Origin of the sequence: Lacrimispora sp. (assembly GCF_031982545.1) — a bacterium.
Taxonomy (GTDB): domain Bacteria; phylum Bacillota; class Clostridia; order Lachnospirales; family Lachnospiraceae; genus Lacrimispora.
The window spans coordinates 58,032-80,144 of sequence record NZ_DALYXB010000022.1 but is presented as its reverse complement, the minus strand read 5'-3'; the positions used below and the strand labels follow the sequence as shown (position 1 = coordinate 80,144).

Sequence of the window (22,113 nt, the reverse complement as noted above, 5' to 3'; positions counted from 1 at the left end):
TAATCTATGGTATTGTTTTTCGTCATAGTTAAATTTTACCACAAAAATAGGACTTTCCGATGCACGAACGTGCTTCGGAAAGTCCTATTTTATTGAGGAGTTATTTCACAGCCCCTTTGTATACACAAAAAGAAGCGTTAAAGCAGACATTTGCATCTACCTCACAACGCTCCGTTTATGTACTACTCAATCTATTTAATCTATTAATTCTACAATATTTTTTCTTTCAGGAATTGTGGTTATAATTTCAATACAATACTCTTTAGGAATAATCCCACGCATATTGCGACTTGGTAAAAAACCAGTTTTTTTAATCATACCTTTTTCAATAATATTATATTTCTTTTTTTCCGTCTTTAAAATTCTAAGAAATAAGTTTTCTTTCATATATCTTTCTCCTAACACTCTCATTGGCATACGTAGGAAAAAACTACATGTTACAAAATTTAATATAAAAACATAAATCTGCTGCCTTTAAAAATCGAAAGACAGCAGATACTCCCCTTTTTGTATAAGAATACCGAAATAATCCTACACTATATGCTTTTTCATTAAACAACGTTTTTATAATTCGTTGAATTACTCATACCGGAATTTCTGATGATGTCTTCTCTTCTTAAATTACTTTGCATTACGCATTTTTAACACTTCTTCTGGAATTTTTCTTTCATAAACTCCAGCCGGAATGCTTCTCCCTACAGAATTAAGAGATACTTTAACCAATGCTTTCTGCAATTCTTTTACTACTTCCTTCTTCATCATCCTCAATCTCCTTTTTATTTGTTTTGTTTTTAGGAAATAATGTTAGTATTTCCAAAACAACCGGATAAATAAGTAGTTCTACCAGCGACGGATTCATATATGCAACCGTCATGATAACTGTTAAAACAGCAATAGAATACAGCTTTTTCTTCAGTATATCTTTTGGAGTAAAGTATTCTATGTTGATGGTTCTCGGTGCCAAAAGTAAAATAACGATTGACGAAATAATATAGATATACGGCAGAAAAGAAAGTCTGATTGGCAAGTAAAAATGTCCCGTTAATGACGAAGCCCATATAAGTAACATACTAAACCCGCAACCAGCGCCTGTTCTTGCATGTATTCCGCCAGCCTGCAATCTGAGTCCGCAGAAAGCTAATAATATAAGAAGAGTCTCCATACCTTGTCCAATTATAATACCTATAATCTGGATAAATACAAACTTAACGACATTATCTAACAATAACTCAATTCCATATTGGATTACATCGCTCTCTTCTTTACTTTTCGGACTAATTTCATTCAGCCAATTATTAATAATCAATGCAATTTTATCTATGCCCATTTTACCACCACCATCTATCCATATATTACCATAACTTTTAGTTTAAAAATGTTTTTGCAATTATCGTCACTGATTTTATCCTAAGCGTCAAACACGATGATTTTTCATACAATTAGCTTTACTTTCCATGTCTGGCAATGTACAATGATAGTATTTACTAGCGAGGTGAGACACCATGACATATTTTGTTTATACTCTTACAGGAGGACTCTGTAATTATTTTTCCTGTTCTAATTTGCTGCCCAAAAAACTATCAGTGTTTAACCGATTATTATTATTTTTATACGCATTTGGTTCACTTTATTTTTTTAATAGATATTATGGGCAGGCCAGTACTTTTATTACTCTTTCAGGTATGTTAATAATTGTAAGTTTATTTACTAAACTTGATTACTTAAGCCTGGGGTGTTATTTGTTTGGATATTTATATATCATTGCATTTAATTATCTATTCATGTACATTGCTGGTGAGATACTTAAAATGGATATGGAATGTATGTTGAAACATGATGTATTAAATATTATTTTTTCTACTTTATACTGTGTGTATTGCGGTATTACTACCAAATTAATCGGGTGGTTTGTACATAAAAAACTAAACATCTCACAGTATTTAACTAACAAACATATGCTTAAAGCTATATTAACTGATTTATCATTACTGGTGTTTTTCTTTGTTTTTAATTTTTCATACGGAGAGCGTCTGGGTTATAATTTTGGAGTAATAGCACTAAATGGAGTTATTTTTTTATTGCTTTTTTCAATCACTGTATATCTTATGTATTCAATTTATAAAGTAACTATGGGAGAACAAGCCTATAAGTATCGTATGGCGCAGTATGAGAATTTGCAGATCTATACAGAACGGTTGGAAAATTCTTATGGATCAATGCGGAAATTTAAACATGACTACCTAAATATACTCAGTACAATGGGCGGATTTATGGAAGAAAATGATATGAATGGATTAATTGAATATTACGAGAAAAGGGTACTTCCTATCAGTCATGCATTTTCCGAATCAGATACGAAACTTGGTGGCCTTTCGAAAGTTAAAAACACAGCATTAAAAAGTTTACTCTCATCAAAATTTATTTATACCATGGAGATTGGTATCAATTTAAAAATTGAGTTGACCGAACTTATTGATGACGTGGTTATGGACTCTCTTGATCTTTCCAGAATTATCGGAATTTTTTTGGATAATGCTATTGAAGCAGCAATGAATACAGTACAAAAAGAACTATATTACTGCATGTTTTATAAAGATGAAGAACTACACATAATTGTAAGAAATACCTCTCTTCCGCTTAGCCATGCAATTTCACAGCTATCCAGTCACGGCATTTCCACAAAAGGGGAAGATCGGGGCGTTGGGCTCTATAATGTATCACTTATATTAAGTGACTATAATGATGTTATTTGGGATACTACATACGAAGAACCTTACTTTACTCAAAAACTGATTCTTAGAAAAGGTACAAAATAGGTGCAATAAATGATTCATATATATCTTTGTGAAGACGATGAAGTACAATTAAAGAGATGGAAAGACATTATTGAAAAATACCTGTTAATGAATTCTACAGAATCTATACTTTATTGTGCAACTTCAATACCGGATGATCTGATATCAATAAGGAAAAAATCCAATATTATAGGACTGTATTTTCTAGATATTGATTTACAGTCTAAACAAAACGGAATTGAACTTGCACAGGAAATTCGCAGGTACGACCCTCGTGGATATATAGTTTTTATAACAACACACAGCGAAATGGCGGTTTTGACCTTTCAATATAAAGTAGAAGCAATGGATTTTATTGTTAAGGATGAACCCAAAACCTTACCGGATCAAATCTGTGCCTGTGTTCGAAATGCAGAAACTAATTATAAAAACCAGTTAAGTTTATCAAACAGACTGCTATCTGTTAAAATTGATAAATCATCACTTATCCTGGATCAGAATGATATTATTGCAGTTACAACCTGTGAAGATTATCATAAAATTATGATACATACAAGATCTGGCATCAAACAGATTACTGGTACTTTAAAAGAGTTAAATATAATACTAAATTCTTCTTTTTGCCAATGCAGTCGTTCTGTTATCGTTAATTTAAAGCATGTATATAAATATTGCAAGGAAGATTCACTGCTTATTATGGATAACAAAGAAACCTATCCTGTTTCATTTCGTATGATGGGCAAATTACAAAAAGCTTTAAATAATCTTTAATAAAAAAAGCCGGATAGAATCCCGGCTTTTTTGTTTATTAATCCCCATATGTTCCTTTTGATTTCACCAGCTTTGGCCGATACCCCTGAGAAGTAAGGGCAGCCATAATAGCATTCTTATGATCTGTACCAAAAGCTTCCAGTGTAATTCTTAATTCTACTGCCGTATTCCGGTTAATGCTGATAAACTGGTTATGTTCCAGACGGATGACATTACCCTGTTCTTTTGCAAGAAGCGCAGATACTTTAGCCAGCTCTCCTGGTTTATCCGGAAGCAGAATGGAAACGGTGAAGATACGGTCTCTCTGAATCAGTCCCAGCTGCACGATAGAGGCCATTGTAATGACATCCATATTTCCGCCGCTTAAGATGGATACAATCTTTTTATTATCCACATCAATGTGTTTTAAAGCGGCAACTGTAAGAAGTCCGGAGTTTTCAACCACCATCTTATGATTTTCCATCATATCTAAAAATGCTACGATCAGCTCTGAATCTTCAATTGTTATAATACTGTCCACATTTTCCTGGATGTATGGAAAAAGCTTGTCACCAGGACATTTAACAGCTGTACCATCTGCGATTGTATTGACAGTTGGAAGAGATACTACTTTACCCTGGCGAATTGACTCCTGCATGCAGTTTGCACCTGCGGGCTCCACACCAATTACCTTAATCTTGGGATTTAACATCTTTGCCAATACGGAAACGCCTGTGCAAAGACCGCCTCCTCCGATTGGAACCAGAATATAATCAACAGTGGGGAGTTCTTTGATAATTTCCATTGCTATGGTACCCTGTCCGGTTGCAACATCTAAATCATTAAACGGATGTACAAAGGTAAGTCCTCTTTCTTCGGCCAGCTTATAAGCATAATTGCAGGCTTCATCAAAGACATCCCCTTCCAGAATTACTTCTGCTCCGTATCCTTTGGTCCGGTTAACCTTCATCAGAGGAGTTGTTGTAGGCATGACAATGGTAGCGGGAATCCCGGCAAGCTTTGCAGCATAGGCAACACCCTGTGCATGATTGCCGGCAGAGGCAGTAATCAAACCTTTGGATTTTTCTTCCTCTGTCAGAGTGCTGATTTTATAATAAGCACCTCTTACTTTATAGGCCCCTGTATATTGCATGTTTTCCGGCTTAAAATACACCTTATTACCAGTCTGAGCAGAAAAATACTCACTGTATATAAGCTTTGTTTCCAGGGTAACCTTGCCAACGACTTCTGATGCTTCCTCAAACTTTTCCAATGTCAACATAATTTACGCCTCTTCTTTCTCTTCTACGTGAAACAATGCATTTACAAATTCTTTCGCATTGAACTTCTGCAAGTCATCAATCTTCTCCCCGACACCAATATATTTCACAGGAATTCCCAGCTCGGACTGAATTGCCACCGCAATCCCTCCTTTTGCCGTTCCATCCAGCTTAGTAAGAATAATTCCGGTAATATCTGCCACTTCCATAAACTGTTTGGCCTGTACAAGAGCATTCTGGCCGGTAGTTCCATCTAAGACCACAAGAGTTTCCCGATATGCTTCGGGATATTCTTTGTCAATAATCCGGTTAATTTTTTTCAGTTCTTCCATCAGGTTCTTTTTATTGTGAAGACGTCCTGCCGTATCACAGATTAATATATCCGCCTGTCTGGATTTTGCTGCTGCAACTGCATCGTATACAACTGCAGCCGGATCAGAGCCTTCCTGCTGGGCAATAATATCCACGTTTGCCCTTCTCGCCCATTCTGTCAGCTGTTCAATGGCTGCTGCGCGGAATGTGTCGGCAGCTGCAACGATCACTTTTTTTCCATCGTCTTTCATCTGTCCTGCCAGCTTACCCACAGAAGTGGTTTTTCCCACTCCGTTCACTCCGATTATTAATAAAACGGAGCGGCGTTTCTCAAATTCATATGCATTTTCTCCCAAATCCATCTGTTCCATGATACTGTCCATAAGAAGCTGTTTACATTCTGACGGATCCTTGATGTTTTTTTCTTTTACTTTTTTTCTCAAGTCTTCCACAATTGATGTAGTCGTCTGGATACCCAGATCACCCATAATCAGAATTTCTTCAATTTCTTCATAAAACTCATCATCAATGGCCGAAAAACCGTTGAAAATGGAATCCACACCTGCGATAATATTATCTCTTGTTTTTTGCAGTCCAGCTACCAGTTTTCCAAAGAATCCCATTTTTTCTCCCATAATCGGCCTCCTTAACTTTCTAAATCATCTTCAATCAGATTAACAGATACAAGCGTCGAAACGCCTTTTTCCTGCATGGTGATACCATACAGACGGTCTGCAGATACCATGGTACCGCGCCTGTGTGTAATAACAATAAACTGTGTAAATTTTGTTAACTTATGCAAATATTTTGCAAAACGATCCACATTGGAGTCATCCAGCGCGGCCTCAATCTCATCAAGAAGACAAAACGGAGATGGCTTCAAGTTCTGAATTGCAAAAAGCAGTGCTATGGCAGTCAGTGCTTTTTCTCCACCGGATAGCTGCATCATATTCTGAAGCTTTTTGCCAGGCGGCTGGGAAACAATCTGTATTCCCGCCTCCAGAATATCCTCATCTTCCACAAGTTCAAGTGCACCACGTCCGCCACCGAACAATTCCTTGAAAACCTTATCAAACTCCACCCTGATTTCCCGAAATTTTTCTTCAAACTGTTTTCTCATTCCGGTATCCAGTTCATCGATAATTTTCAATAAGGTTCCCTCAGCAGTAATCAGATCATCATGCTGAGTCTTCATAAATTCATACCGCTCTGAAACTTCCTTATAATCTTCGATTGCATTTACATTGACATTGCCAAGCTTGCGTATCTCTTCTTTTAAGGAACCGATCATCTTCTTAATGTCCGGCAGTGATGTCCATTCTTCATTTCTTAAAGCTTCCGCTTTTGAAAATGTCAGTTCGTACTCATTCCACATATAGTTTACGTGGTTATCCATACGCTCTTCCATTTTCTCTTTCTGGCTCTGAAGGCGGAACAGTTCCTTATCCAGCAGACTGATACGCTGGGTGAATTCTTCTCGTTTTTGGAACAGTTCTTTCTGCTCTTTTGATTTCATCTCTTTTTTAGCCAGTTTCTCATTAATTGCCTCATCCAGTGTTTCTCTGACTGAACTGATCTCTGCAATTCTGGCTTTAATAGATTCTATTTCCGTTTGTTTTTCTTCAATAATCAGGCCAGATCCGCTGGACCCCTGAGACAGCTTTAACAGTTCCTCTTCCAATCTGCCAATCTCATCTTTTACCCGTCGGATATTTTCCAGCTCAAAATCATCCTTTTGCTTCAGACTGGAAGCTGCCAGCTGAGCTTCTGACAATTCTCTGGAGAATTTCTCCCTGTCAGCTTTTGCTTTTTCGAGATCAGCATTCAGGCCCTCCAGCTCACCGTCTATATCCTGGCTTCGCACTGCCAGCTTTTCCACTCCAAGGATTAAATCCTGCCTGTTTTCGCCAATCTCTTTTTTCTGTACTTCAAGCTGGGTATTTTCCAGTTCTAAATCACCGTAGGATTCTACAATCTCTGCTTTTTTATCTTCAATCCTGCGCAGATTTATTTTAACCGTATTCTGTCTTAAATAAAGCTTCTGCTTCTCACTTCGGATGGTTTCAAGTTCTTCTCTGCATTCACTTAAAAGTCCTTCGTTCATGACCAGCTCTGTCTCAATCTGCCCGGTTTCTTTCAACGCCTTCTCGCAGGCTGCTTCCAGTTCCTCCATTTCGCGCTTTCGTCCCAGTAAATTGCTGGTGTTTTTGAAAGCACCACCAGTCATGGAACCACCAGCACTTAGCAATTCTCCTTCCAGTGTAACAATTCTTAAAGAATACTGGAATTTCTTAGCAAGAGCGATTGCATGGTCAATGGTATCTACAACAACCACTCTGCCAAGGAGATAGTTTAGGAGTCCTTCGTACTGGGAATCCGCTTCAACCAGAGAATTTGCAAGACCTAAAACTCCTGGTTCGTTAAGAGCTTTCTCCTGATTGAAGCCGTTTTTATTCCCTATATTGGTAAGAGGGAGAAATGTGGCTCTTCCGTATTTGTTTTTCTTTAAATACTCAATCAGCTGCTTTGCTGTCTGGTCTGAGTCGGTAACAACGTTTTGGATGCTTCCTCCCAGTGCTGTTTCAATGGCAACTTCATACTTTTTAGAAACAGTAATTAAATCCGCCACAACACCATGAATTCCATGCACCCGGTCCTTTACTTCCATGACCCGGCGTATGCTGCCTCCATATCCTTCATACCGTTCGGCAAGATTTCGAAGAGATTCCAACTTGGTAGAGTTGGTATGGTACTCCTGCTGTCTGTCGTTTAAATTCTTACCAAGACGTTTAACTTCATGCTCCAGTTCCCCGGCTCTGCTTTCGCTTTGTTCCTGAAGTTCATTGTACTTAAGAATACCAGCATCAATTTCATCCGCTTCTTTTTGAAGAACCAGCAGCTGTTGATCCTGTTCTGATTCATCACTTTTATATTTGAGAAGCTTCTGGAGCACTTCAGACCTTCGTACATTTACCTGCTCAAGCATGGTCTCATAACGCTGCTGCCTTGCATTTAAAGTGGCTTTTTCATTAAGAAGCTCAATAATGCTCCCCTTACCAGATTCAATCCTTTGTTCCAGAAGATGAATTTTTTCGTCTTCTGCTGCAAGTACCGTTTCTCCCTGCTTTAACTGCTCTATTGCCGTCTTTACTGATTCTGCAATGACAGAACGTTCCTCTTCATAGGAGGACGCCTGGGACTTTTTCATATCTATCTCGGAGTGAATGGACCTCACCCTGCCTGCAATGTGCTCCGCATTCATCTGTTCTGTATTGATCTGCTCTTTTAGAACATTGATGCGTCCCTGCAGATTTCCAGTCTCTATATCAGAGTTATTTTTTTCATTGCGGCTTACTAAAATAGATTCATCCAACTGGGATAAATATGTATCAAGGGTCTCATACTGCTCTCTGATGCCCTCTGATGCGTTTTTTGCTTCTTCCAGATCACGGCTGACGATTACTTCTTTCTCATCCACTTCCTTCATCTGAAAGCGCAGTCCTTCTGTTTCCATCAGGAACTGATTTACATCATACTTTTTCAGTTCTTCCTTTAATCTTAAATATTCTTTTGCTGCCTCAGACTGTTTTGCCAAAGGACCAACCTGTTTTTCCAGTTCTGAAAGAATATCACTGACACGAACCAGATTCTGTTTTTCATCCTCCAGTTTTTTCTGGGCAATGGCTTTACGGCGTTTAAATTTAACAATTCCTGCAGCCTCATCAAAAAGTTCTCTGCGTTCTTCCGGTTTTCCGCTTAGGATTTTATCAATCTGACCCTGTCCGATGATGGAATAACCTTCCTTGCCGATTCCGGTATCATAAAAAAGCTCATTAATATCCTTTAACCGGCAGGCGCTTCCATTGATCATATATTCGCTTTCGCCAGACCGGTAGACTCTTCTTGATACTGTCACCTGATCATAGTCAATGGATAAGTGGTGATCCGAATTGTCAAGCGTTATGGCTACATAGGCAAATCCCTGGGGCTTTCTCATTTCCGTTCCCGAAAAAATAACATCCTGCATACTGGAACTTCGTAACTGCTTCACTTTTTGTTCACCCAGTACCCAGCGTACCGCATCAGCAACATTGCTCTTACCGCTTCCGTTGGGGCCTACAATGCCTGTAATTCCATTGTGGAACTCGAATACTATTTTGTTGGCAAAAGATTTAAACCCCTGAATCTCTATACTTTTTAAATACATACTCCACGCTGACAGCCATCACCAGCTGCCCTTTCTTTACCTTATTATTGTCCATGCTCTTTGGACATAGAGGGATACCCGAAGGGTGTTTCCATATTATTGTCCATGCTCTTTGGACATAGAGGGATGTCCGCTTATTGTCCACGCAGCTTCAATATTCCGTGATAAGCTGCCACCTGCTCCGCAGCTTTCTTTGTTCTTCCAGTTCCCTGTCCGATAATTTTATCCCCAATTTTTACCTGTGTCTCAAATATCTTATTATGATCCGGGCCTTCCTCTTTTAAGAGCTCATACGTTAACGCCTCTTCCGTCTGGCTTTGTACAATCTCCTGCAAGATAGTCTTGCTATCAAAAAAGAGCTGCTTATGTTCCAGATCATTCATGATGAAACGAAGGATAAACTCTTTTGCATTAGCAAAACCACCATCCAGATAAATGGCTCCTATCAGTGCTTCCATTGCATCCGAAACAATTGAAGCTCTCCCTCTTCCCCCTGTTGCTTCCTCTCCCCGGCCTAAAAGGAGATATTCCCCAAGCTTTATCACTTCTGCACAATAAGCAAGAGTGGGTTCACAAACAATGCTGGCACGAATTTTTGTCAAATCTCCCTCTGGCTTTTGTGGATATTTATGATACAGACAATCACTGGACACCACTTCCAGTACCGAATCACCTAAGAATTCAAGTCTCTCATTGCATTCTGTTTTATTCAGTCGGTGTTCATTGGCATAGGAACTGTGGGTCATGGCCTGTGTCATAAGATGCTTGTCCGAAAAACGATAACCGATCCGTTCTTCCAGTTCTTTCATATTTCTGCTCATCTCATTCCTCTTTCCTTATTATTGTCCATGTACTTTGGACATAGAGGGGTACCCGCAGGGTGTTCCTTATTATTGTCCATGTACTTTGGACATAGAGGGGTACCCGATTGCCCCCTATTATGAAAGAAGGTGCTGCGGTCAGACCAAACGATCCTAGCAGCACCCACATCTATTAATTTAATGCATTCTTGACCTGTTCTACTGCGTCGCTGACACTTACGATGTTCTCTGCCACTTCAGTTGGAATCTCAATATCAAATTCCTCTTCAATGCCCATAACGATCTGAAACACATCAAGGGAGTCAGCACCCAGGTCATCCACGAATGTGGAGTTCATAGTAACTTCCTCCGGCTCAATATTTAATACCTCTGCAATAATTTTCTGTAATTTTTCGAATTCCATTTGTTTTCCTTCCTCTCTCCTATTCTTGATTTTCTTCTTTCATTTTAAGACTTTCTCTTATCTTATCATTAATTCCCTGTTCTTTGAAGGTTACGCATTGAAGTATGGAGTTTTTTATTTCTGCTGCTTTTGAGTTACCATGAGTCTTTACCACCAGACCATTCAGCCCCAGCAGCGGAGCGCCGCCATACCGGGATGAATCAAATGATTTAAAAGTCTCTTTTAAAGCAGGTTTTACAAGCAGAGCACCGATTTTGCTCCTGAAACTACCCATCATACCACTCTTTACCTTGTTAATCAAGGTCGCGCCCACTCCCTCATACAACTTCAGGATTACATTGCCCACAAATGCCTCACATACTATGACATCTGCACCGCCATGCGGAATCTCTCTGGCCTCAATGCTTCCGGTAAAATGAATATCCTTACAATCCTTTAACAGCGGAAATGTCTCTTTCACTAGCGCATTTCCCTTTTCTTCCTCTGCGCCGATGTTAACAATGGCAACTGTTGGATTCTTAATGCCTACAACATGCTCCATATATAAGGAGCCCATTTGAGCAAACTGTACCAGATGAGAGGGTCTGGCATCCACATTAGCGCCGCAGTCTATCAGCAGGGAAACGCCTTTTTCTGTTGGAATAAGGGGTGCAAGCGGTGGTCTTTCTACACCCTTGATCCGTCCGACTATCACCTGTCCGCCAACCAGTATGGCGCCTGAGCTACCGGCCGATACAAATGCATCCGCCTCTTTTTGTTTTACCAGATTCATTCCCACAACGATGGAAGAATCTTTCTTCTTACGTATGGCGTTAACCGGAGGTTCTTCCGTCTCGATTACCTCTGTCGCATTCACAATCTGTATCTGATCCTTATTAAATGTGTATTTTGCAAGTTCATCAGATATCATCTGTTCCTGCCCTACTAAGAGAACCCGGATCTCTTTATTCGCGTTTACCGCCTCTACGGCTCCTGCTACCGTCTGTACTGGTGCATAGTCACCGCCCATGGCATCCACAGCTACTTTTATCATCATGATTCCCCTTTCAAGTGTTTCCTAAGATAATCTATTACATAATATACTAAATATTATACTATAAATCAATAATAAATTTAGAAATTTAAAAGCAGAAAAAACAGCCTTAGCTGACCAGCGTTTTCTCAACCTTTTTTATAACGTAAACATAAGATATTCCAGTGAACAATGCAGCGCTCAGCCATGCTGCAGGGTCACAGGCACAGGCAAGCGGGAAGCTTACAAACCTTATTGCAAGCGTAGCCGTAACCAATCTGGCTGCCAGTTCCACTACGCCGCCCAGCATGGGAAGTAATCCATATCCGCATCCCTGCATGGTATTCCGGAAAATAAAAATAGTTCCCAGAGGAATATAAAAAGAGGCGCAAAGATAACTGTAGGTTTTTGCCCATGGAAGAATCTCCGCCAGATCTACATTACCGGAGAAGAACAGCCTTAGGGCAAAAGGAAGTCCCAGAATCACAATAACGGAGCATACAACGGCATAGATTACTTCTGTTGTTAGTGCAAGGCGGACTCCCCGTTTAATTCTTCCAATATCACCTTTCCCATAGTTTTGTCCCGAATAAGTAGCCATGGTTTGTCCCATTGCCATCATTCCCTGAATTACCATACTTTGAAATTTATTGGCTGCTGTATTGGATGCAACTGCTACGGAACCAAATAAATTAACTGCAGACTGCATAATCATCGTACCCGAAGCGGTAATTCCAAACTGAAGAGCCATGGGAATCCCCACAGACAGCTGGATCTTCGTATCATACCCATGCAGCTTCCAGTGATGCTTTTCCGGTGTGAGAACAGGTACCTTTTTTGTAATATAAATAATACATAAAAAAGCGGATATTCCCTGAGATACATTGGTTGCCCATGCAGCACCCGCAACTCCCATCTTAAAATTAATAACAAAAACCAGATCCAACACGATATTTAAGCAGGCGGATAGCACCAAAAATATAAGCGGTATCCGGCTGTTACCCACAGAACGCAGAAAGGAAGAGAACAGGTTATAAAATACATTTGTAAAGATCCCTATGCAAATAATAGAGATATAAGTATAAGCATCTTCCATAATATTCTGGGGGGTATTCATAATTTTCAAAAGTGTTCTCATGAATATCAGACTGATTAATGTCATAAATACAATAACAAACAATGACAGGAAAATTCCATTTGCCACCGACCGCTTTGTCCCGTTTTCATCCCCAGCCCCAAACCTCTGACTGGTAAGTACTGTAAATCCCGTACTCATTCCCTGTGAAAAACCAATTACCAGGAACATAATGGTACCTGTTGATCCCACAGCTGCCAATGCATCCGCTCCTACGAAACGACCTACAATAATAGTATCCACCATATTATAAAACTGCTGAAAAATATTTCCGATTAATAGCGGAAGTGTAAATTTTAAAATGATGGGAAGAGGATTGCCTCTCGTCATGTCGGTCTCCATAAGCCTTCACCCTTTGCTTTTTTATTATTCTGCCATACTTTACCATGTGGCACAGACGTATTTTACCATGTTCTCAACCACTTGTCACGATTCTTTTCAAACAGTTACAAAAAATCTGCTGCCAGAAACCGGTTCATCAGGGAATCTGGCAGCAGACTGTATCTGCAAAATTTATTCTTTTGTAACCAATCCGTTTACATTTTCAGAAGTAACCAGCTCATTATCCAGAATCACATATTTCTCTACATTCTTTCCCTCCAGATAGTCATAAGCGGTTTTTAGTATTGCTTTTCCAAGGAAAAATGGGGGCTCTGCAATGGTTGCTTCCACTTTACCTGCCTTAATTGCCTCAATGGTGTCATCAATGGCATCACAGCCAATCATAGTGATTTCATCTAAACGTCCGGCTGCTTCAATTGCTTCTAACGCCCCAAGAAGCATTTCATCATTAGCCGCATACAATCCGTCAATGTGATCATTTGCCTGTAAAATATTCTCCATTACACTCATGCCCTTTGCACGGTCAAAATCAGCTACCTGGCATGCCACAATTTTCATATCTGGATTCTGGCTGATAATTTCATTAAACCCTTTGGAACGGTTCTGGGCCACATTGGTGCCCATGATTCCCTGGAGTTCTACAATATTTCCTTTTCCGCCAAGAGTATCTGCCAGATACTGTCCTGCCAGTTTTCCTGATTTAATGGCATCATATCCGATATGAGATACCACTTCTCCTCCACTGGCTTCCCTGTCCATGGTGAGAACCGGAATTCCAGCTTTATTGCAGTCCTCAATGGATGAGACTATGGCATCCGAGTCACAGGTGTCAATAATAATGCAATCAGGCTTCTTTGTAATTAAGTTCTCCACATCCTTCATCTGGACAGCCGGATCATCCTGGGCATCTGTAATGTATAATTCCACGCCCAGCTCATCAGCGGCTTTTTGTACCCCATCCTTTACGTCCACAAAAAACGGATTGGTCTGTGTGTTCATTGCAAGGCCGATTACATATTTTTTCCTGGCTCCTGCATCCGCTTTAGCCGTTGTCTCTTCTGACTTTGTTACAGCAGTTTCTGTCTGGGTTGTCTCCTTCGCAGTCTCCGTAGCTGTTTTTGTACTGCAACCAGCCATCGAACATACAACAAATCCTGCCATCATTGTAGCTGCAATTCTCTTTTTCATCATAATTCTGCCCTTCCCTTCTCAAATACATTAAAATAGTTTCTATTTATTCCGCTTTTGCGGATAAATCCTTGACTTTTTTATCCACCAATACTGCTATCAGTACCACAGATCCTTTTACAATGCTGGTTGCGTGAGGATTGACGTTCATCAGAGTAAGGATGTTATCGATGATCCCCATAATCATGGCACCCACCACGGTAGGAAGTACAAATCCGGTCCCTCCGCTTAAGCTGGTTCCTCCAAGAATAACCGCTGCGATTGCATCCATTTCAATTCCCTGTCCGCTGGTGGATTGCGCCGATCCAAGCCTGGCAGTCAGTACAACAGCAGCGATTCCACTTAATAATCCATTCATGATATAAGCGGTCCATTCTGTCCTTTTCACTGAAATTCCCGACAGGCGGGCGGCTTCCCGGTTTCCTCCAACAGCATAGATGCTCCTTCCAAATGGGGTTTGTGTCAATATGTAATGTGCTGTCAGAAAAAGAAGTATGAGAATGATAACAGGTACCGGCACACCTATGACAGAACCCTTTCCTATAAATTTATAGACCTCAGACTTTACCGGAATAGGGGAACCTTTTGTATAAATCAAAACACAGCCCCGCAGCAAAGTCATGGTACCCAGTGTCGCAATAAATGGAGGAATTCCGCAGTGAGAGATGAAAAATCCGTTGGCAGTCCCACAAGCCGTGCCAATGGCTAATGCTGTCGCAACAGCCAGGAATGTGTTTCCGGTAGAAGCCAGTACCCCGGAAGCAACCACGCCGGAAAGTCCAAGTATGGAGCCAACGGATAAGTCAATACCTCCGGTCAGAATTACGAATGTCATTCCGCATCCAATAATACCGGCCACAGTTACCTGTTTAAACACATTAAAAAGATTGGATATATTTAAAAAGCTCTTTGACAAAAATGCAGCAGACAGGCATATGATCAGCAGTATTAAAACCGAACGGTAAATATTGATCTGATTGATCAATTGTTTCTTAGCTTTTTCATTCATTTTCTCTCACCCCTCCAGATGCATGTGCTAAAATTATTTCCTGGTTCATGTCTTTGTCTGAAATTTCCAATACCATACGTCCTTCCCGCATTACAATCACACGGTCACTGACTCCGATCAGTTCGGGTAAATCGGTGGAGATCATAAGAATACTTTTTCCCTTTTGCGTCAGCTGGTTGATAATTGCATATATTTCCGCCTTCGCCCCTACATCCACGCCTCTTGTGGGCTCGTTTAGTATGAGAATATCGGAATCTGCCTCCAGCACTTTTGCAAAAACAATTTTCTGCTGATTGCCTCCACTGAGTTTTCCAGCCAGCTGGGAAGCTGAGCTAATCCGGATATTCAGTGACTGAACCTGTTGGTTAACCCGTTCTGTTTCCAATCTGGTATTTAAATGAATTCCTTTTGTAAGCTTCTTTAAGGAAGACATGGAAATATTCTCCCGGATGCTTCTTATTAATACCAGCCCCTCCTGTTTCCTGTCATCAGAAACAAAACCGATACCGGCTTTCAGTGCTTTTACAGGTGCTGAGCAGTCTTTTTTCACCCCATGTACGAAGACTTCTCCCCGCTCCATTGGTATGGCACCGTATAATAGCTTCGATAATTCAATGGTTCCTGAGCCCAGAAGTCCGGTTATGCCAAGTATTTCTCCTTTATGAAGCTTCAGACTCATATCATGTACATTCCGGCTGTTTATCTCTTTGGCTTCAAGCACCACTTCCTGAGCCTTGTAATTACGGACAGGATACAGATTAGAAACGTTTCTGCCTACCATCATGGATACCACATCATCATAATCTGTCTCATTAATTTCTTTGGAAGCCACATATCTGCCATCCCGGAATACCGTCAGCCGGTCTGATATCTTAAAAATCTCGTCCATACGGTGAGAAATATAGATAATGGCAATTCCTTTCTTTTTAAGTTCTTCAATAATCCCAAACAGTATTTTTATTTCTTCCTCAGCAAGCGCAGCAGTCGGCTCATCCATGATAATAATTCTGGCGCCTATGGTAAGGCATTTGGCGATTTCTGTCATTTGCGCTTCGGCAACGGAAAGATTCTTTACTTTGGTTTTTGAACTGAATTTCAAACCCAGATGGTTTAAATTATCCTGTGCTTCCTCAAACAGCTTATCCCAATCCACTTTCTTAAAACTTTTTACAGGAAGCCTTCCAAGATACATATTTTCAGCCACCGTTAATTCCGGAACCATATTAAATTCCTGATAGATCATGGCAATTCCTGATTTTTCTGCTTCCCTGGCAGAGTGAAATACCACCTTTTCCCCATTTAAGTACATGGCACCAGCTGTATAAGGCTGAGCTCCTGCAATAATTTTCATCAGAGTTGATTTTCCTGCTCCGTTTTCTCCACACAGAGCATGAACCTCGCCTTCATATAGTTCCAGATGAACTCCGTCAAGAGCTTTTACACCAGGAAACGTCTTAACGATTGATTCCAGTTTTAATACTAACCTTCCTCCCATTTAAATTCCCCTTCCCCTCGACTGTCTTAATATGCACAGCCTGAGATCAGTATTACATTGGTATAACCTGTAAACTCACCTGTGAGGATAATTGCTTTTGCTCCTTCTGTCATTTTCTTTAATTCCGTATGGGGGACATACTCCACAGGTATTCCTGCCGGTAAAAGAGCCAGTGCTTCTTTATGTAATTCCCCGCTTACTACAAGAGCCTCCTGGGCAAAAACTGCCTTCTCCGTAACCATATATTTTTCAATTTCTTCCAGAACCTCTAAATAACCTGGATTTCCCTGCTTCCAGCCTAAATCCACCCGTTCCACTCCCTTTGGTACAGGAAGTCCGGCATCTGCTATTACAAGCATATCCATATGTCTGGTCTCTGCCATAATTCTTGCTAACTGCGGATGTAAAATTCCAGTCTTTAACATGACTCCTCCTCCATTTCATGGAATTTGATAAATGCATCGATTTCTGACCGGTCAGGCATGGCAGGAGTGGTTCCAATTCTCTGTACAGAAATCGCTGCCAGTGCATTGGCAAATTTTGCTGCTTCCCATAAATCTTTTCCTTCTGCCAAAGCTGCTGCAAGGCCCCCGTTAAATGCGTCCCCTGCTCCGGTGGTATCTACTGCCTCTACCTGATAAGCAGGTAATAATCCCCGTCTTTTTCCGGTCGCAATATATACCCCTTTGCTTCCCAGTGTAATGAGTACATTTTTTACTCCCTTATTCAGAAAATAATCCGCTGCTTTTCCGGCACTCTCTTCTTCTGTTACTGATATGCCAGATAATATTGAAGCTTCTACTTCATTGGGAGTTATAAAATCCACACGACTTAAAATACTATCACTGACAGGCTGTACCGGGGCTGTGTTTAAAATGATTTTAACGCCCTTGTCATATGCTATTTCTACCACCTTCCTGACGGAAGAAACATTGGTTTCCAGTTGAATCAGCAGATAATCTGACTGATCCAGAAGATCGGAAACTGATTCCACTTCCTCATCGGAAATCGTATCACATGCGCCCAGGATCACTGCTATTTCATTCTGACTGGTATTTTCATCTACCATAATTAATGCAGTGCCTGTCTCTGCCTGTTCACTGCAAAATACCCGTTTTGTATCCATCCCCAGTCTGGTCATGGTTTCAATGGCAAGATCGGCAAAGGCATCTTTACCAACCTTCGTTACCATGGTTACGTCTCCACCTGCCTTATGAGCCGCAACCGCCTGGTTAAACCCCTTTCCCCCTGGTCCCATTTTAAAAAGGCTTCCTTTTACCGTTTCCCCCGGAACTGGCAGATGGGGGCATCTTCCCATTAAATCCACGACAAAACTTCCAAATACCGTTATCTTTTTTCCCATAAGCATCTCCTTTTTTTATAGAAGGGCAATTCCATTTCCGGCACCAATCCGGTCTGCTCCTGCTAAAATCATTGCCTCAGCCTCCTTTGGCGTACGGATCCCGCCGCTGGCTTTCACTTTCAATCTTTCTCCCACAGTTTTTTTCATAAGGGCAACATCTTCTGCTACTGCTCCTCCGGTACTAAATCCCGTGGCTGTTTTTACATATTGGGCACCCGCCTCCATGGAAAGTTCGCAGACCTTTACAATCTCCTCCTTTGTCAAAAGACAGTTTTCCAGAATTACTTTCACTAATTTCCCCTGGCATGCATCAATTACCGCTCTGATATCTTCTCTGACCAGATCATAATTCTTATCTTTTAATGCTCCGATATGAATAACCATATCCACTTCATCTGCTCCTGCTTTTACTGCCTCTGATGCTTCAAAAGCCTTGGCAGATGTGAGCATGGCTCCCAATGGGAAACCTACTACACAACATACGGAAACGCTGCTATCCTTTAATTCCCGGGCTGCCAGAGGTACGTAACAGGAATTAACACAGACAGACGCAAATCCATATTCCTTTGCCTCCTGACAATATCTTCGGATAATTTCTGACCCGGCATCTGCCTTCAGCATTGTATGGTCAATCATGTTTGCTATACTCATATCCATCCTCCATTATAACATTTAATATGTAACCGGTTACATATTTGGGTAAAAATAAACTGCCCTACTGCAGCTTATTTATCTTTTCTGAACCGCGAAGCACCATCTGATATGGAACAAAAACCTTGCGGCCGGAGCTTTGACTTTCCTTACGGGTCAGTTTGTCAATCAGCATTTCCATTGCCTGACATCCCTGCTTTCTTGCATCCCGGTCAATGGTTGAAAGACTGTAATCAATGATTTTTAGAGATTCAATCTGATCAAAGCCTACTATGGAAATATCCCTGCCAATTTTCAGCTTATGCTCTGTTAAATATTTGAGTACACCCAGGCTGGTCTGGTTGTTGGAAGCAAATATAGCAGTTGGCGGATCCGGAAGTTCCAGTAATTCCTTCGTCCGTTCATAAGCCTTCATGATCTTAAAATCGCCTGATACCATATAATCTTCTCTTAGCCCGATCCCGTAATCCCTAAGAGCTGACTTGTAGCCCTTCAGACGGTCTTTTCCAGGCATGGAAGTGTTGGGTCCTGTAATCACTGCAATCTTCTGGTGTCCATTCTGAATTAATGCCTCAACGGCCTTGTAGGCGGCATCATGGTTTTCTACAAATACACCATCCAGACTGGAATTTCTGATGTTACGGTCAACTAATACAACTGGAATCCCTTTGTTTTCAAATTGGATCAGCTTATCCCTGGTCACCTCGTCAAGCTCTGAAATGGGAGTGATTAAAAGCCCTGACAGCCGCTGGCTTTCTGCCATCATAAGGCATTGATGTTCTCTCTCCAGAAGTTCACCAGTATCAAACAAAACGATATTATACTGATTGTTGGCAGCTCTTTCGCCGATTCCGCTTATGATGCCCGAAAAAAACTCATTGGCAATATCCGGTACAATTACTCCAATACTGGAAGAATCACGGATACTGAGACTTCTGGCTATGGCATTGGGTACGTAATCTGCTTCTTCTATTGCCTCTAATACTTTGCGCTTTGTTTCCTCTTTCACATATCCAGATTCATTAATGACTCTGGAAACAGTTGCGGAAGAAACGCCGGCTTTTCTTGCTATATCCCGTATGTTCATTTCAAGCTCTCCTTATGTAACCGGTTACATGTATGATATTAACATAAAAGCCATATAAAGTAAAGGCTTTCTGTAAATTTTAAACAATAAAAACAAAACACAAATACGGACTATCAGCATCTTTTGATAGTCCGTATTTGATCATGGAATCTAGATCTCTGCCGTCAACTTCACTGGCTTACATCCCATAAGCAGTATGCTTGTTTCATCTGGTTGGCTAAAGCCTGCGTATAATTCGACGTGGTTTCCGTCTTTGATATACTCCCCATTTTCATTTACAACCATAAAAGCCCGCTGATCCAACTTTATTTTTACACTCTTTTTCTCCCCACAATTCAGTGCCACCCTTTTAAATCCGCAAAGTCTGGGATGCAGGGGTGCAAATTCTGAATCCATAACTTTTACATAAACCTGAATAACCTCTTCAACTGCTCTGTCACCTATATTTTCAACGACAGCCTCAATCTCCATATCTCCCATGGTTAAATTAGCATCACACACTTTGGCCCGGCCATAAGTCAAACCATATCCAAAAGGATACTGTGGCTTACTTTCCAAATAACGGTAGGTTCTGTTCTTCATGGAATAATCCGTAAATTCTGGCAGATCGCATTTCGGATCATAGAACGTCACGCATAATTTACCCGATGGAGAGTAAAGGCCGAATAAAAGCTCTGCAAACGCCTTTCCTCCTCTTGCACCCGGATACCATGCCTGTATAATAGCGTCATAATTCTCTTTGGCAATGCTTAAATCAATATCACTGCCAGCCATCATACACAGCACAACCGGAGTACCGGTATCAGACAATGCCTCCATTAATTTTCTCTGAGATTCAGGAAGCAGCAATGACTCCTTATCTCCAGAAGCATACTGATTGCCCTGATCGCCTTCTTCTCCTTCCAGGAGTTCATTGAGTCCCAGACAGAGAACAACCACATCGCTATGCTCAGCCACAATCACAGCCTCTGAGATACGGTCATGATCAAATGCCAGAGCTTCCGTCTTAGAATTGCTGATATTGCAGCCATCCGAATATAGAACCCTGATCTCGTCTTTCGCAAACGCTTTTATCCCTTCCAGAATTGTAATATATTCTGAGGAAGTACCATGATAATTACCAATAAGAGCAGCCCTGCTGTTTGCATTAGGACCAATCACTCCGATTGTTTTCACCGCTTCTTTATCCAGAGGCAGAATTCCGTTATTCTTTAACAGAACCATACTTTCCCTGGCAGCCCGTTCTGAAAGCTCCAGATGCTTCTTACACTCCACTTTCTCATAAGAAATGGAATCAAATTCATTGTCATCAAACAATCCCAGCAAGTATCTGGTTGTAAACAGACGTGTACAGGATTCTGTAATTGTCTCCTCGCTTACCAGCCCGTGTTCGTAAGCATTTAATATATGAAGATAAGTATTACCGCAGTTTAAATCACAGCCTGCATTGATTGCCATGGCTGCAGATGTTTTTGCATCAGGACTGATTAAATGGCGTTCATGAAAATCACGGATTGCCCAGCAGTCAGAAACATAATGTCCCTCAAATCCCCATTCCCCTCTTAAAATATCCTTCATCAGGGTTTTGCTGGCACAGCAGGGTTCTCCATTGGTCCGGTTATAAGCTCCCATAACCGCTTCCGATTTACCTTCTTTTACTGCAGCTTCAAATGCAGGCAGATAGGTCTCTCTTAAATCCTTCAGAGAAACTTCTGCATTAAATTCATGACGCAGAGATTCCGGTCCTGAATGAACAGCAAAATGTTTCACACAGGCAGCTGCCTTCATGGTCTCTTTCTCACCCTGAAGTCCTTTTATATAGGAAACACCCAGTCTGCTGCTTAAGTAAGGGTCTTCCCCGTAGGTTTCCTGTCCTCTGCCCCATCTGGGGTCCCGGAATATGTTCACGTTTGGAGACCAGAATGTCAGTCCTTTATAAATATCCCTGTCATCCTGTTTTGTAAATGCATTGTACTTGGCTCTTCCTTCTTCTGCAATGACCTCTGCAATTTCATGCACCAGTTCTTCGTCGAAAGCAGCGGCCAAACCAATGGCCTGAGGAAAACTGGTTGCTGTCCCGGCTCTTGCTACACCATGAAGCGCTTCATTCCACCAATTATAAGCTGGTATATTAAGTCTGCGTATAGGCGGTGCATCATATCGCAACTGGCTTGCCTTCTCTTCTAATGTCATGTTTGCTACTAACTGTTCCGCTCTTTCTCGCGCTTCTTTCCGATTCAATTGTCTTTCCTCCTGAAAAATG

The 22,113-nt window shown here is 41.0% G+C and carries 20 protein-coding genes; 2 read left to right on the top strand and 18 right to left on the bottom strand.

Going from position 1 to position 22,113, the window contains the following annotated elements; genetic code table 11:
- Window positions 1-195: 195 nt before the first annotated feature.
- The 3 genes from ABS301_RS25035 to ABS301_RS25025 all read right to left on the bottom strand — a co-directional run bounded on the left by ABS301_RS25035 (window position 196) and on the right by ABS301_RS25025 (window position 1,327).
- On the bottom strand, window positions 196-387 hold the full coding sequence (locus tag ABS301_RS25035) for a hypothetical protein (RefSeq protein WP_349674769.1): 192 nt from the start codon (window positions 385-387) through the stop codon (window positions 196-198).
- Between the two features lie 234 nt (window positions 388-621).
- Window positions 622-762 (bottom strand): exodeoxyribonuclease V subunit alpha, encoded by a 141-nt coding sequence (locus tag ABS301_RS25030; protein WP_097004306.1) that lies wholly within the window; start codon window positions 760-762, stop codon window positions 622-624.
- Window positions 716-1,327: an accessory gene regulator B family protein gene (locus tag ABS301_RS25025; protein ID WP_349674768.1), complete on the bottom strand. Its 612-nt coding sequence runs from the start codon at window positions 1,325-1,327 to the stop codon at window positions 716-718. The genes ABS301_RS25030 and ABS301_RS25025 overlap by 47 nt, the downstream gene beginning before the upstream one ends.
- 175 nt (window positions 1,328-1,502) lie before the next feature.
- Between ABS301_RS25025 and ABS301_RS25020 the strand changes: the two genes are divergently transcribed.
- Both ABS301_RS25020 and ABS301_RS25015 read left to right on the top strand, forming a co-directional pair.
- Complete coding sequence (locus tag ABS301_RS25020) at window positions 1,503-2,816, top strand: sensor histidine kinase (protein ID WP_349674767.1); 1,314 nt, start codon at window positions 1,503-1,505, stop codon at window positions 2,814-2,816.
- A 9-nt stretch (window positions 2,817-2,825) separates the two neighbouring features.
- Complete coding sequence (locus tag ABS301_RS25015) at window positions 2,826-3,566, top strand: LytR/AlgR family response regulator transcription factor (RefSeq protein ID WP_349674766.1); 741 nt, start codon at window positions 2,826-2,828, stop codon at window positions 3,564-3,566.
- A gap of 37 nt (window positions 3,567-3,603) precedes the next feature.
- On the opposite strand, the gene ilvA is transcribed toward ABS301_RS25015, so the two are convergent.
- The 15 genes from ilvA to ABS301_RS24940 all read right to left on the bottom strand — a co-directional run bounded on the left by ilvA (window position 3,604) and on the right by ABS301_RS24940 (window position 22,091).
- On the bottom strand, window positions 3,604-4,827 hold the full coding sequence (gene ilvA, locus ABS301_RS25010) for a threonine ammonia-lyase (protein ID WP_349674765.1): 1,224 nt from the start codon (window positions 4,825-4,827) through the stop codon (window positions 3,604-3,606).
- A 3-nt stretch (window positions 4,828-4,830) separates the two neighbouring features.
- The gene (gene ftsY / locus ABS301_RS25005; protein WP_349669988.1) at window positions 4,831-5,772 is read right to left on the bottom strand and encodes a signal recognition particle-docking protein FtsY; all 942 of its coding nucleotides are present in this window, start codon (window positions 5,770-5,772) and stop codon (window positions 4,831-4,833) included.
- Window positions 5,773-5,783: 11 nt separating this feature from the next.
- On the bottom strand, window positions 5,784-9,344 hold the full coding sequence (smc, locus tag ABS301_RS25000; RefSeq protein WP_349674764.1) for a chromosome segregation protein SMC: 3,561 nt from the start codon (window positions 9,342-9,344) through the stop codon (window positions 5,784-5,786).
- Window positions 9,345-9,478: 134 nt separating this feature from the next.
- The gene (rnc, locus tag ABS301_RS24995) at window positions 9,479-10,165 is read right to left on the bottom strand and encodes a ribonuclease III (protein WP_349674763.1); all 687 of its coding nucleotides are present in this window, start codon (window positions 10,163-10,165) and stop codon (window positions 9,479-9,481) included.
- A gap of 172 nt (window positions 10,166-10,337) precedes the next feature.
- Window positions 10,338-10,568 carry an acyl carrier protein gene (acpP, locus tag ABS301_RS24990; RefSeq protein ID WP_104436156.1) on the bottom strand — a complete coding sequence of 77 codons (231 nt, stop codon included), beginning with the start codon at window positions 10,566-10,568 and terminating at the stop codon, window positions 10,338-10,340.
- 19 nt (window positions 10,569-10,587) lie between these two features.
- Window positions 10,588-11,601, bottom strand: coding sequence for a phosphate acyltransferase PlsX (plsX, locus tag ABS301_RS24985; protein ID WP_349674771.1), 1,014 nt, complete (start codon window positions 11,599-11,601; stop codon window positions 10,588-10,590).
- 109 nt (window positions 11,602-11,710) lie between these two features.
- A complete protein-coding gene (locus ABS301_RS24980; protein ID WP_349674762.1) occupies window positions 11,711-13,057 on the bottom strand; it encodes an MATE family efflux transporter in 1,347 nt (448 codons plus the stop codon).
- Window positions 13,058-13,228: 171 nt separating this feature from the next.
- Window positions 13,229-14,245: a substrate-binding domain-containing protein gene (locus tag ABS301_RS24975; protein WP_349674770.1), complete on the bottom strand. Its 1,017-nt coding sequence runs from the start codon at window positions 14,243-14,245 to the stop codon at window positions 13,229-13,231.
- A gap of 46 nt (window positions 14,246-14,291) precedes the next feature.
- The gene (locus ABS301_RS24970; protein ID WP_349674761.1) at window positions 14,292-15,254 is read right to left on the bottom strand and encodes an ABC transporter permease; all 963 of its coding nucleotides are present in this window, start codon (window positions 15,252-15,254) and stop codon (window positions 14,292-14,294) included.
- The gene (locus tag ABS301_RS24965; RefSeq protein WP_349674760.1) at window positions 15,247-16,749 is read right to left on the bottom strand and encodes a sugar ABC transporter ATP-binding protein; all 1,503 of its coding nucleotides are present in this window, start codon (window positions 16,747-16,749) and stop codon (window positions 15,247-15,249) included. The genes ABS301_RS24970 and ABS301_RS24965 overlap by 8 nt, the downstream gene beginning before the upstream one ends.
- A 26-nt stretch (window positions 16,750-16,775) precedes the next feature.
- Window positions 16,776-17,174 carry a D-ribose pyranase gene (gene rbsD, locus ABS301_RS24960; protein WP_349674759.1) on the bottom strand — a complete coding sequence of 133 codons (399 nt, stop codon included), beginning with the start codon at window positions 17,172-17,174 and terminating at the stop codon, window positions 16,776-16,778.
- Window positions 17,168-18,112: a ribokinase gene (gene rbsK, locus ABS301_RS24955; protein WP_349674758.1), complete on the bottom strand. Its 945-nt coding sequence runs from the start codon at window positions 18,110-18,112 to the stop codon at window positions 17,168-17,170. Before rbsK ends, rbsD begins: the two co-directional genes overlap by 7 nt.
- A gap of 15 nt (window positions 18,113-18,127) precedes the next feature.
- Window positions 18,128-18,763, bottom strand: coding sequence for a deoxyribose-phosphate aldolase (deoC, locus tag ABS301_RS24950; protein ID WP_349674757.1), 636 nt, complete (start codon window positions 18,761-18,763; stop codon window positions 18,128-18,130).
- Between the two features lie 64 nt (window positions 18,764-18,827).
- The gene (locus ABS301_RS24945; protein ID WP_349674756.1) at window positions 18,828-19,850 is read right to left on the bottom strand and encodes a LacI family DNA-binding transcriptional regulator; all 1,023 of its coding nucleotides are present in this window, start codon (window positions 19,848-19,850) and stop codon (window positions 18,828-18,830) included.
- A gap of 150 nt (window positions 19,851-20,000) precedes the next feature.
- Window positions 20,001-22,091 (bottom strand): glycoside hydrolase family 3 C-terminal domain-containing protein, encoded by a 2,091-nt coding sequence (locus tag ABS301_RS24940; RefSeq protein ID WP_349674755.1) that lies wholly within the window; start codon window positions 22,089-22,091, stop codon window positions 20,001-20,003.
- Between the last annotated feature and the right edge of the window lie 22 nt (window positions 22,092-22,113).